Genomic DNA, 12,399 nt, shown 5'->3' with positions numbered 1-12,399 from the left:
ATTTAACGATGACCACCTTTATTCAACTGCATTTATTAACCGCCTACGCGCCTGCTAACCTGAACCGCGATGAATCCGGTAGGCCTAAAACAGCCTATATGGGGGGCGTGGAGCGTCTGCGCGTTTCGTCGCAAAGCCTGAAACGTGCCTGGCGCGTATCTGACACCTTTGAAGAAGCGCTGGATGGTTTCATCGGCAAACGTTCCCGACGAATTGGCGTGGATTATGTTTTTCGGCCGATGATTGCGGGTGGTATCGCGGCGAAAGTGGCGAAAGGGGCGGCAGAAAAAATTGCTGCTCAATTCGGTAAGCTGAAAAATGATAAAAATGCGCCCGATGAAAAAAACCTCGAAATTGAACAAATTGTTCATGTCAGCCATCACGAAATTACTTTGATTAAACAGCTGGTTGATAAGCTGATTGCCGATAAACGTGAGCCCAGTGAAGAAGAAGTTAAGTTGCTCAGGAAGGAGCAGCGTAGCGTAGATATGGCGCTATTTGGCCGTATGCTGGCATCAACGCCGGAGTTCAACGTCGAAGCTGCCTGTCAGGTTTCTCATGCGTTAGGGGTGAGCGCTGTGACCATTGAATCTGATTTTTTCACCGCCGTTGACGATCTGAACAATAAAGAAGAAGACGCCGGTTCCGGTCATATGGGTGAGCAGGGTTTTGCTTCGGCGCTTTTCTATACCTATATCTGCATCAGCCGCGATTTGTTGGTGGAAAATCTTGGTGGTAATGAGGAACTGGCGAAACGTGCGATTGCGGCACTGACCGAAACGGCGCTTACGGTTTCTCCAACTGGTAAACAAAATAGCTTTGCCTCTCGAGCTTATGCTTCTTATGCACTGGCTGAAATCGGTAAAAAACAGCCGCGCTCTTTGGCTGCGGCATTTTTCCAGCCGGTACGCGATGCCGATCAAATTACGGCGGCTATTACCCGCTTGAAGCAGCAGCGTGACAGCTTCAATAGCGTATATGGGAACTGTACTGACAATTATAAAGAATTGAACGTGCAGAAAAGTGAAGGGACGCTGGCGGAATTACTGGCCTTTGTTAGCCAGTAAGGATGAATGATGAAGGAATATTTGGTTTTCCAACTGTATGCGCCCCTGGCATCGTGGGGCGAAGAAGCACCCGGAGAAATCCGTCCTTCGGCGACAGTTCCAACGCGATCTGCCTTGCTGGGATTACTTGCCGCAGCGCTGGGTATTCGGCGGGAAGAGGAAGAGCGGCTGAATAATTTTAATCAGCATTATCATCTGGCCGTGCACGCGCTTTCCTCTCAGGATCGATGGCTGCGGGACTATCACACCGTAAGTGCGCCGCGAGAAAGCAAAAAGTATCGTTACTACACGCGTCGGGATGAACTTAGACTTGCCCCCGATGAGATCGGAACCCTGATTTCGCAGCGGGAGTATCGCTGCGACGGCTACTGGCACGTGGCATTAAGCGCAACACCCGGAGCACCATGCACGCTGCCGGCACTGCTCGAGGCGTTATTGACCCCACATTTCCCTCTCTATCTTGGGCGTAAGTCCTGTCCTTTAGCATTACCGTTGGCGCCTCGTTTAATGCGCGGTGATTTAAAGGACGTCTTTATCCAGGCGAGGCAGGAGATATGCCCGGTGGAATTAAATGGCACTATCTTAAGCGCAGGCGTTTGTTACTGGGATGACCCAAATGAAGTCAGTCTGAGCTGGCAGCAAAAGCAGCGTAGCAATAATCAGCCTGTAAGCCGCCAGCGCTGGCAGTTTAGTAGCTACACCCGCTTCAGCGGGCCACTGCAGGGGAGAGCCTAATGTACCTGTCTCGTATCCAGCTCCGGTTTAATAATCTACAGCCGGAAATGTTGAAAAAATGGGATTCAGCCCGGCCTTACGCCAGCCACCAGTGGCTATGGCAGCTCTTTCCTGAACAGAAAGAGCGCCAGTTTTTGTTCCGTCAGGAAGAGCGTGGCGGCTTTTTTATGCTCTCAACGACGCCTCCGTCAACGCAGCACACTTTGTTTCTGGTTGAAACTAAATCATTTAGCCCTCAGCTGACGGAGGGGCTGGTGCTTGATTTTCAGTTACGCGCTAATCCGGTGATTACACGTAATGGTAAACGTAGCGATGTCATGATGAATGCAAAGCATCAGGCTAAAGCGAACGGCGTAGAGCAGGAAAAATGGTGGGAATTACAGCAGCAGGCTGCGCAGGACTGGCTGGAAATGCAGGGGAATCAACATGGTTTCCGTCTACTTCAGCCTGAACCTGACGATTTTACCCAATGGGCCGGTACGGAAAGCAGCGAAATACCGACGCGATACGCTTGCGTGCAGGCATATCAGCAGCACCGTTTTGTTCGTAAAGCACAGGACAACCCGATTGCTTTTAGTAGCGTTGATTTTTCCGGCACGCTTATAATTACCGATGCTTTATTGTTTGAACAGGCGTTATTTTCCGGGTTGGGAAAAAGCAAAGCGATGGGATGTGGGATGTTGATGGTGAAAAGGAGGCGCTGATGAGCTGGCTTCCTCTTAATCCGATCCCATTGAAAGATCGTGTGTCGATGATCTTCCTTCAATATGGGCAGATAGATGTGATCGACGGCGCTTTTGTGTTAATCGACAAAACGGGGGTTCGTACCCATATTCCTGTCGGGTCTGTAGCTTGTATTATGCTCGAGCCTGGAACGCGTGTTTCTCATGCTGCCGTTCGTTTAGCTGCTCAGGTGGGGACATTATTGGTATGGGTAGGGGAAGCCGGAGTTCGCGTGTATGCATCGGGTCAGCCGGGCGGTGCGCGTTCAGATAAATTACTCTATCAGGCAAAGCTGGCACTTGATGATGATTTGCGTTTAAAAGTCGTGCGTAAAATGTTTGAGCTGCGATTTGGTGAGCCGGCGCCAGGCCGCCGTTCGGTTGATCAACTACGCGGCATTGAAGGCAGTCGGGTTCGGGCGACTTATTCATTACTGGCGAAACAATATGGAGTTAAGTGGCAAGGCCGACGCTACGATCCCAAGGATTGGGAGAAGGGCGATATTATCAACCAGTGCATCAGTTCAGCGACAGCTTGCCTCTATGGCGTGACGGAGGCAGCAGTGCTGGCTGCTGGGTATGCGCCAGCCATTGGTTTTGTACATACCGGTAAACCACTTTCCTTTGTCTACGATATCGCAGATATCATCAAATTCGACACCGTGGTGCCCAAAGCGTTTGAAATTGCTCGCCGCAATCCGGTTGCACCGGACAGGGAAGTTCGTCTTGCCTGTCGGGATATTTTCCGTAGCGGTAAGACGCTAGCGAGACTGATTCCACTTATTGAAGAGGTTCTCGCCGCGGGGGAAATCCAACCTCCAGCTCCCCCTGAAGATTCGCAACCCGTTGCGATCCCACTTCCTGTCTCGTTGGGAGACTCTGGCCATCGGAGTAATTGAGGATGAGTATGCTGGTTGTTGTGACTGAAAATGTACCGCCGCGACTGCGAGGAAGGCTGGCAGTCTGGCTACTGGAGATTCGTGCTGGGGTGTATGTTGGCGATATTTCGGCCAAATTCCGCGAGATGATATGGCTACAAATCTCCGTTTTGGCGCAAGAGGGAAATGTCGTGATGGCATGGGCAACGAATACTGAATCAGGATTTGAATTTCAGACTTTCGGTGAAAACCGACGTATTCCGGTAGATCTGGATGGGCTGAGACTGGTGTCATTTTTACCCATTAAAATTCAATAAGTTAGTGTTCTTTAAAAATACGGAAAGTTTGGTAGGATTTAGTGTGTTGAAAAAAGTCTTTTAATTCAGTTGCATAGAATTAGAGTGTTCCCCGCGCCAGCGGGGATAAACCGCCGCCCCAAGAGGCCCACCGGCACTAGCGGCAGTGTTCCCCGCGCCAGCGGGGATAAACCGGATATGACCAGGGATGAGCGACGTTCGGAAATGTGTTCCCCGCGCCAGCGGGGATAAACCGGATTTCGCAGAGCGCAATTTTACGCTTTGCCAGTGTTCCCCGCGCCAGCGGGGATAAACCGTTAGGGCCCAAAGGAAAGGCGCTCCTTAATGCGTGTTCCCCGCGCCAGCGGGGATAAACCGGGTAATGAAAGAAATTACACAGCAAACTTTATGTGTTCCCCGCGCCAGCGGGGATAAACCGTTCTTTTGATTCGCTCATTTACCCATCCCCATGTGTTCCCCGCGCCAGCGGGGATAAACCGACGATAGCGTGTTTTACCACCGTATCTCAGGTGTGTTCCCCGCGCCAGCGGGGATAAACCGGCGGGGAACTTAACCGGGTATGATCGGGTTCAGTGTTCCCCGCGCCAGCGGGGATAAACCGCGACTATCGATCAGCTTGAGCGCGATGTTGCTGTGTTCCCCGCGCCAGCGGGGATAAACCGCAACGCGGTACCACTGAGCCTGGCACGCCTCTGTGTTCCCCGCGCCAGCGGGGATAAACCGTTCTGACAGAAACTGTGTTTTGCGAAAAACATGTGTTCCCCGCGCCAGCGGGGATAAACCGCCAGTTGATGCTGATCTGGTGATCTGGAACCGGTGTTCCCCGCGCCAGCGGGGATAAACCGGCGCTGCCTGTCGCCATCCCGTGCCGCCCGTGGTGTTCCCCGCGCCAGCGGGGATAAACCGTCGGTATGACGTTAACCGCAAAGGACGACGCGGTGTTCCCCGCGCCAGCGGGGATAAACCGAATCTATCGCTCTTTCTTTATATACCGTATTCGTGTTCCCCGCGCCAGCGGGGATAAACCGAACGGCGTCAGCCTCCAGTGTCGGGACACGGAGTGTTCCCCGCGCCAGCGGGGATAAACCGAGCGGCATGCGCTGGTATGGCGTGCGCGTGGTGTGTTCCCCGCGCCAGCGGGGATAAACCGGATGAGCGCGCAATTATGGCCTCCGGTTATCAGTGTTCCCCGCGCCAGCGGGGATAAACCGATGCCATCGCAATCATTTGTTGAGAGTGTTGAGTGTTCCCCGCGCCAGCGGGGATAAACTGCCGTTCGTGAAGATGGGGGAGCCGTACTTCAAGTGTTCCCCGCGCCAGCGGGGATAAACCGCGCCTTCGCGATGATTTCGCCGACCGACATAGGTGTTCCCCGCGCCAGCGGGGATAAACCGAACCAGATCTCCGCTCTGTTGGCCAGTATTCAGTGTTCCCCGCGCCAGCGGGGATAAACCGATGGCCAGCGACATCAACAGCATGAACCTCAGGTGTTCCCCGCGCCAGCGGGGATAAACCGATGAGCAGGACAAGGTTAACGTCGACCTGGCTGTGTTCCCCGCGCCAGCGGGGATAAACCGTTTCATTGATTTCGTGGTCGAACAGCACAGCAGTGTTCCCCGCGCCAGCGGGGATAAACCGGCCAGATCAGTATCAGCGGCCTGAATCAGAACGTGTTCCCCGCGCCAGCGGGGATAAACCGCCATTCCACCACAACTTATGTTTTAATCTCCCGTGTTCCCCGCGCCAGCGGGGATAAACCGGTGTTCAGGCTCTGTGTATCGTTGAACGGGAAGTGTTCCTCGCGCCAGCGGGGATAACCCAAGATTTAGATCTTTAAAAGAGGTACAGAGCAGGTGTTCCCCGCGCCAGCGGGGATAAACCGCAGGGGGTTTATGCCCTGCAGAACGTCAACGGGTGTTCCCCGCGCCTGCGGGGATAAACCGCCTTTCCACCCGAGGTAAAGCGTCAGTACGGCATGTTCCCCGCGTCAGCGGGGATAAACCGGTTGCGCAGGTGCTGCGCCGCGTGGGGGTCTAGTGTTCCCCGCGCCAGCGGGGATAAACCGCCGACAAAGAACTTTTTCAGCGACGAGGCTATGTGTTCCCCGCACCAGCGGGGATATGACCCTTCCTGGGAGACCAGCAAAACACCGGCTAGCCGCGCTTATCGGCCTTCGCCAGCTCTTTCACCAGCGGCAGCATCACCTTGACGACGTCGCGGCTGCGGCGTTCGATGCGGCCGGGCAGCGCCTTGTCGATATGCTGCTGATTATCCAGCTGCACGCTGTGCCAGCTGGAGCCGTCAGGGAAGGCGGGTGATTTTGCCCGCTGCTGGAAACCATCTTTCTTACCAAGCGACCAGTTGGTGGCCTCCACCGACAGCACCGGGATCCCGGCGCTATCAAAAATACTGGCGTCGTTACAGCAGCCGGTGCCCTGCGGATAGTCGCGGTTCAGCCCCGGGTTGCTGAAGGCGGCAACGCCTTTGCTACGGGCGATGGCCAGCGCCCGGTCGCGGGTGAGCTTGCGAATCGATGCCGGCGTGCTGCGACCGCTATTAAAATAGAGCTTGTCGCCGACCACCAGATTATCGAGGTTGATCACCAGCAGGGTGTTTTTCTTCTCCGCGTCGCTCATCCGCTTCAGCAGATTCTGTGCCCCGAGGCGACCCTCCTCTTCACCGCTGGACGCGATAAAGCGAATGCCGTAGTGGGTAGGCACGTTCTTGAGGCGCTCGGCGAGCTCCAGCATCACGCCAAGGCCAAGGGCGTTGTCGTCGATCCCCTGCAGGGTCAGGCCGCCGAGGTTCTTTTCCACGTCGCTATCGCTCATTGGGGCATAGGTATCGAGGTGCGCCATGATGATTATCTGCTGGCGCGCCTTGCCCTCGTGGGCGGCAATCACCGTGCTGCCGGTAACGTTTTGCCAGTTCTGCCGCTGGTTTTTGGTGGTGTAGATATAGCGGGTATGAAAGCTGCGGATATCGCTCTGGTAGCCCATCTGCGCGAACTGCTGACGCAGGTAGTCCGCCGACAGCATCTCTGCTGGCGATCCGGTCATTCTTCCGGGGAAAACGGTGGCGATATGACGAGCCTGCGTATTAGCGGTTTCGCCCATAGCGCTAAAAGCCGGGGCGGAGAAGACAAAACCTGCGCCAAGCGCCAGTGGAAGCAGGCGGCGGCACAACGCGGAAAACATAAGAGGGTCCTTACGGGAACATAACAATTTGACCCGCTTAGTATGAAACTGTGACCGAGGTTAAACAATTTCATTTGCTCTTAAATAGCGGAAAAGTCGCATGTTAAGCACTTTTTGATCTTAGCTTTCCCAGGCCGTTATTCCTTTGAGTAACAACTCATTCCATTTCGTAATTTCATTTGCTCTAAGTGGCACCCTATAGTCGCACTATGACTGATTGTAAGTGAGCTGTTACATCGTGGACTATTTGCCCTTATTTGCCGAATTAAAAGCGCGGCCGGTGCTGGTTATCGGCGGCGGCGAGATTGCCGCGCGCAAGATAATGTTTCTGCGTCGGGCGGGGGCGAAGGTGCAGGTTGTGGCCGCTGAGCTGTCCGATGAGCTTGCTGAACAGGTCGAACGCCAGGAGATCGCGTGGCGCGCGCAGGAGTTTCAGGAACAGCAGATCGATGACGTTTTCCTGGTGATTGCCGCCACCGAAGACGACGCGCTGAACCAGCGGGTTTCTGCCGCGGCGAACGCCCGCTTTCGCCTGGTTAACGTGGTGGATAACCAGCCGCTTTGCTCGGTGGTCTTCCCCTCCATTGTCGATCGCTCGCCACTGCTGGTGGCGATTTTTTCCGGCGGCTCGGCGCCGGTACTGTCGCGGCTGATCCGCGAAAAAATTGAAGCTCTGCTGCCGACCAACCTCGGACGCGTTGCCGAAGCGGCAAGCTACTGGCGGCATCATATTAAAACGCATCTCACCACCACCGCGGCGCGACGTCGTTTCTGGGAGCGCGTTTTCAACGGCCGCTTTGCCAGCCTGATGATTGCCGGAAATAAAGCCGCTGCGGACAAGGCGCTGGAAGATGAGCTTCATCAGCCGGAAAAGCGGTCGGGTGAAATCATACTTGTCGGCGCCGGACCGGGTGATGCCGGACTCCTTACCCTGCGCGGCCTGCAGGCGGTGCAGCGGGCGGACGTGGTGTTTTACGACCACCTGGTGACGCCGGAGATCCGCGAGCTGGTACGCCGCGATGCGGAGATGATCTGCGTTGGTAAACGCGCCAGCGAGCATTCGGTGCCGCAGCATGAGACGAATCGGATGCTGGTCGAGGCGGCGAAAGAGGGCAAAACGGTGGTGCGCCTGAAGGGCGGCGATCCGTTTATTTTCGGCCGCGGCGGCGAGGAGCTGCAGGCGGCAGCGGCGGCGGGGATCTCCTTTCAGGTTGTCCCCGGCGTAACCGCAGCAGCGGGCGCGACGGCGTACGCCGGGATCCCGCTGACCCACCGCGATTACGCGCAGAGCGTGACCTTTGTTACCGGCCACTACAAGGCGGACAGCGCGGCGCTCGACTGGGCGCTGCTGGCGCAGAGTCGGCAAACGCTGGCTATCTACATGGGCACGATGAAGGCGGCAGAGATTAGCGCGCAGCTGATCGCGCACGGGCGCGACAGAAACACGCCGGTGGCGGTTATCTCCCGCGGTACGCGCGCCGATCAGCAAACGACGATCGGCACGTTAGAACAACTGGAACATCTGGCGAAAGATGCCCCAATGCCGGCGCTGCTGGTGGTGGGTGAAGTGGTGCAGCTCCATCAGCAGCTCGCCTGGTTTCAACACACAACGAACGCAGAGGGCTTTGACTCTTCTGTGGTCAATCTGGCTTAGGCCCGGTGCAACAGGCCTTATAAGGAACGGTAATGGACCAAAAACGACTCACTCACCTGCGACAACTGGAGGCGGAAAGCATCCATATCATTCGCGAGGTGGCCGCCGAATTTTCAAATCCGGTGATGATGTACTCCATCGGCAAAGATTCCAGCGTGATGCTGCACCTGGCGCGTAAAGCGTTTTATCCGGGAACCCTGCCGTTCCCGCTGCTGCACGTTGATACCGGCTGGAAATTCCGTGAGATGTACGAGTTCCGTGACCGTACCGCGAAGGCCTACGGCTGCGAGCTGCTGGTGCACAAAAACCCGGAAGGGGTGGCGATGGGCATCAACCCGTTTGTCCACGGCAGCGCCAAGCATACCGATATCATGAAGACCGAAGGTCTCAAGCAGGCGCTGAACAAATACGGCTTCGACGCCGCGTTCGGCGGCGCCCGCCGCGATGAAGAAAAGTCTCGCGCCAAAGAGCGTATCTACTCGTTCCGCGACCGCTTCCACCGCTGGGACCCGAAAAACCAGCGCCCGGAGCTGTGGCACAACTACAACGGCCAGATTAACAAAGGTGAAAGCATCCGCGTCTTCCCGCTCTCTAACTGGACCGAGCTGGATATCTGGCAGTACATCTATCTGGAAAATATCGAAATCGTGCCGCTGTACCTGGCGGCAGAGCGCCCGGTTCTCGAGCGTGACGGCATGCTGATGATGATCGATGACGACCGTATCGACCTGCAGCCGGGCGAGGTTATCAAACAGCAGATGGTGCGTTTTCGTACCCTCGGCTGCTGGCCGCTGACCGGCGCGGTGGAGTCCAACGCGCAAACGCTGCCGGAAATTATTGAAGAGATGCTGGTTTCCACGACCAGCGAACGTCAGGGTCGCATGATTGATCGCGATCAGGCAGGCTCGATGGAGCTGAAGAAACGTCAGGGGTATTTCTAAGGAGCCGCCATGAATACGACAATTGCACAACAAATTGCTGATGAAGGCGGCGTTGAAGCCTACCTGCACGCGCAGCAGAACAAAAGCCTGCTGCGTTTCCTGACCTGCGGCAGCGTCGATGACGGCAAAAGCACGCTGATTGGGCGCCTGCTGCACGATACCCGCCAGATCTATGAAGATCAGCTCTCATCGCTGCACAACGATAGCAAGCGTCACGGAACCCAGGGCGAGAAGCTGGATCTGGCGCTGCTGGTGGATGGCCTGCAGGCGGAGCGCGAGCAGGGCATCACTATCGACGTGGCCTACCGCTATTTCTCTACCGAAAAGCGCAAGTTTATTATTGCCGATACGCCGGGGCACGAGCAGTACACCCGCAATATGGCGACCGGCGCCTCGACCTGCGATCTGGCGATCCTGCTGATTGACGCGCGCAAAGGCGTGCTGGATCAGACCCGTCGTCACAGCTTTATTTCGACGCTGCTGGGGATTAAAAACCTGGTGGTGGCGGTGAATAAGATGGACCTCGTGGCGTTCAGCGAAGAGCGCTTCAATCAGATTCGCGAAGAGTATCTGACCTTTGCCGGGCAGCTGCCTGGCGACCTCGATATTCGCTTCGTGCCGCTTTCCGCGCTGGAAGGGGACAACGTTGCCAGCCAGAGCGACAAGATGGGCTGGTACAGCGGCCCGACGCTGCTGGAAGTGCTGGAAACCGTAGAGATCCATCACCCGGTCGAAAGCCAGCCGCTGCGTTTCCCGGTGCAGTTTGTTAACCGTCCCAACCTCGATTTCCGCGGCTTCTCCGGTACCGTAGCCTCCGGCAAAGTGACGGTCGGCCAGCGTCTGAAGGTGCTGCCGTCGGGCGTGGAATCCAGCGTCGCGCGCATCGTGACCTTTGACGGCGACCTGCTGGAAGCCGGTGCCGGGGAAGCGATCACCATCGTGCTGAAGGATGAGATTGATATCAGCCGTGGCGACCTGCTGGTCGATGCGCAGGTATCCCTGCCGGCCGTGCAGAGCGCCAGCATTGACGTGGTGTGGATGGCTGAACAGGCGCTCTCTCCGGGCCAGAGCTTTGATATCAAAATTGCCGGCAAGAAAACCCGCGCCCGCGTGGACGGCATTCGCTACCAGGTTGATATTAACAATCTGACCCAGCGGGAAGTGGAATCGCTGCCGCTCAACGGCATCGGCCTCGTGGATTTGACCTTTGACGAGCCGCTGGTGCTGGACAAATACCAGAACAACCCGGTGACCGGGGGGCTTATTTTTATCGACCGCCTGTCGAACGTGACCGTCGGCGCCGGCATGGTGCGCGAACCGCAGGAGCACGCTCAGGCGTCCGCTTCGTCGTTCAGCGCGTTTGAGCTGGAGCTGAACCAGCTTATCCGTAAGCATTTCCCGCACTGGGACGCTCGCGATCTGCTGGGAGGCAAGTAATGGCGCAGCATGACGAAAACGTCGTCTGGCATGCCCATCCGGTCACTCAGCAGCAGCGCGAGCAGCGCCACGGCCATCGCGGCGTGGTGCTGTGGTTTACCGGGCTCTCCGGCTCCGGTAAATCGACCGTTGCCGGCGCGCTGGAGGAGGCGCTCCAGCAGGCCGGCGTCAGCACCTATCTGCTGGATGGCGACAACGTTCGCCACGGCCTGTGCAGCGATTTGGGCTTTAGCGACGACGATCGCAAAGAGAACATCCGCCGCGTGGGTGAAGTGGCTAAGCTGATGGTTGAGGCCGGGCTGGTTGTCCTGACGGCCTTTATCTCCCCGCACCGCGCCGAGCGGCAGATGGTGCGCGAGCGGCTGGGGGAAGGGCGCTTTATCGAAGTGTTCGTCGATACGCCGCTGGCCATCTGCGAGGCGCGAGATCCGAAAGGGCTGTACAAGAAGGCGCGCGCGGGCGAATTACGCAATTTTACCGGGATTGACTCCGTATATGAAGCACCGGAAAAGGCGGAAATTCATCTGGATGGTGAACAATTGGTAACAAATTTGGTGCACCAACTATTAGACCTGCTCAGACAGCGAGATATTATCAGATCCTGAAACGGTGGCGGCACTGAGATGCTGGTCGCCCGGTGAACAGGATTCGATATGCGTAATACCCAGAACCTCAGTATGATTCGTTCAGAACCACCTCCGGTGGCGAATGACGAGACCACCTGGTCTTTGTCAGGCGCCGCCGTGGGATTTATCTCGTGGCTGCTGGCTCTGGGTATTCCCTTCCTCATCTATGGCAGCAACACGCTGTTTTTCCTTCTCTACACCTGGCCGTTCTTCCTCGCACTGATGCCGGTCGCCGTGGTGGTCGGTATTGCGCTGCATTCGCTGTTGAATGGTAAACTCCTCTATAGCTCTTGCGCGACGATTTTGACTATCGGACTGATGTTCGGCCTGCTGTTTCTCTGGCTGCTGGGATAGTCCTTTTGGTGTATGAATCAAGCCTGGGTATCGACGACAAAAATGTGGTACAGTCCCCGCGTTACGCGGCATCGTCCGCGCGTCGGAGTAAAACGCTCGGGCGAGTTATCGGATGATGATGCCGTTTTTCAGGGGGCAGGATGGGTAAATTAACGCTGCTATTATTGGCTTTGCTGGTCTGGCTACAGTACTCGCTGTGGTTCGGCAAAAATGGTCTGCATGACTATAGTCGGGTTAATGACGATGTCTCCGCTCAGCAGGACACTAACGGTAAATTAAAAGCGCGCAACGATCAGCTGTTTGCGGAAATCGACGACCTCAACGGCGGTCAGGAAGCTATCGAAGAACGCGCGCGCAACGAGCTAAGTATGACCCGCCCGGGTGAAACGTTTTATCGTCTGGTCCCGGATGCGTCTAAACGCAATCAGGGTTCGGCGCAGAATAATCGATAAATAAGCCCAGGATTACGAC

The 12,399-nt window shown here is 56.3% G+C and carries 12 protein-coding genes and 1 CRISPR repeat array; of the genes, 11 read left to right on the top strand and 1 reads right to left on the bottom strand.

Going from position 1 to position 12,399, the window contains the following annotated elements; translation table 11 throughout:
• Positions 1-8: 8 nt before the first annotated feature.
• The 5 genes from cas7e to cas2e are packed head-to-tail and all read left to right on the top strand — an operon-like array spanning position 9 to position 3,719.
• Entirely contained in the window at positions 9-1,067 is a 1,059-nt protein-coding gene (gene cas7e / locus RTE01_RS11735; protein WP_134527459.1) for a type I-E CRISPR-associated protein Cas7/Cse4/CasC, read from the top strand.
• Between the two features lie 9 nt (positions 1,068-1,076).
• Complete coding sequence (gene cas5e / locus RTE01_RS11730) at positions 1,077-1,802, top strand: type I-E CRISPR-associated protein Cas5/CasD (RefSeq protein WP_134528626.1); 726 nt, start codon at positions 1,077-1,079, stop codon at positions 1,800-1,802.
• Positions 1,802-2,506, top strand: coding sequence for a type I-E CRISPR-associated protein Cas6/Cse3/CasE (gene cas6e, locus RTE01_RS11725; protein ID WP_134527456.1), 705 nt, complete (start codon positions 1,802-1,804; stop codon positions 2,504-2,506). Before cas5e ends, cas6e begins: the two co-directional genes overlap by 1 nt.
• Positions 2,506-3,423, top strand: a complete 918-nt coding sequence (gene cas1e / locus RTE01_RS11720; protein WP_134527453.1) for a type I-E CRISPR-associated endonuclease Cas1e — start codon at positions 2,506-2,508, stop codon at positions 3,421-3,423. The genes cas6e and cas1e overlap by 1 nt, the downstream gene beginning before the upstream one ends.
• 2 nt (positions 3,424-3,425) lie before the next feature.
• The gene (gene cas2e / locus RTE01_RS11715) at positions 3,426-3,719 is read left to right on the top strand and encodes a type I-E CRISPR-associated endoribonuclease Cas2e (RefSeq protein ID WP_134527450.1); all 294 of its coding nucleotides are present in this window, start codon (positions 3,426-3,428) and stop codon (positions 3,717-3,719) included.
• Positions 3,720-3,803: 84 nt separating this feature from the next.
• A CRISPR array of direct repeats spans positions 3,804-5,845; the repeat unit is 29 nt; unit sequence GTGTTCCCCGCGCCAGCGGGGATAAACCG.
• Positions 5,846-5,872: 27 nt separating this feature from the next.
• Here cas2e and RTE01_RS11710 read toward each other — a convergent pair.
• Complete coding sequence (locus RTE01_RS11710) at positions 5,873-6,916, bottom strand: aminopeptidase (RefSeq protein WP_134527447.1); 1,044 nt, start codon at positions 6,914-6,916, stop codon at positions 5,873-5,875.
• Positions 6,917-7,163: 247 nt separating this feature from the next.
• Here RTE01_RS11710 and cysG point away from each other — a divergent pair, with 247 nt between their 5' ends.
• The 6 genes from cysG to ftsB all read left to right on the top strand — a co-directional run bounded on the left by cysG (position 7,164) and on the right by ftsB (position 12,380).
• Positions 7,164-8,570, top strand: a complete 1,407-nt coding sequence (cysG, locus tag RTE01_RS11705) for a siroheme synthase CysG (protein WP_166793788.1) — start codon at positions 7,164-7,166, stop codon at positions 8,568-8,570.
• 32 nt (positions 8,571-8,602) lie between these two features.
• Positions 8,603-9,511, top strand: a complete 909-nt coding sequence (gene cysD, locus RTE01_RS11700) for a sulfate adenylyltransferase subunit CysD (protein WP_041146949.1) — start codon at positions 8,603-8,605, stop codon at positions 9,509-9,511.
• Positions 9,512-9,520: 9 nt separating this feature from the next.
• The gene (cysN, locus tag RTE01_RS11695; protein WP_041146948.1) at positions 9,521-10,948 is read left to right on the top strand and encodes a sulfate adenylyltransferase subunit CysN; all 1,428 of its coding nucleotides are present in this window, start codon (positions 9,521-9,523) and stop codon (positions 10,946-10,948) included.
• Positions 10,948-11,553 carry an adenylyl-sulfate kinase gene (gene cysC, locus RTE01_RS11690; protein WP_041146947.1) on the top strand — a complete coding sequence of 202 codons (606 nt, stop codon included), beginning with the start codon at positions 10,948-10,950 and terminating at the stop codon, positions 11,551-11,553. The genes cysN and cysC overlap by 1 nt, the downstream gene beginning before the upstream one ends.
• A 48-nt stretch (positions 11,554-11,601) precedes the next feature.
• On the top strand, positions 11,602-11,928 hold the full coding sequence (locus tag RTE01_RS11685; protein WP_041146946.1) for a DUF3561 family protein: 327 nt from the start codon (positions 11,602-11,604) through the stop codon (positions 11,926-11,928).
• A gap of 140 nt (positions 11,929-12,068) precedes the next feature.
• A complete protein-coding gene (gene ftsB / locus RTE01_RS11680) occupies positions 12,069-12,380 on the top strand; it encodes a cell division protein FtsB (RefSeq protein ID WP_045857570.1) in 312 nt (103 codons plus the stop codon).
• The last annotated feature ends 19 nt before the right edge of the window (positions 12,381-12,399 follow it).

The organism is Klebsiella terrigena, assembly GCF_006539725.1.
GTDB lineage: Bacteria > Pseudomonadota > Gammaproteobacteria > Enterobacterales > Enterobacteriaceae > Klebsiella > Klebsiella terrigena.
Note: the sequence above shows the minus strand (reverse complement) of the source record. Positions and strands in the feature narration are given on the sequence as shown.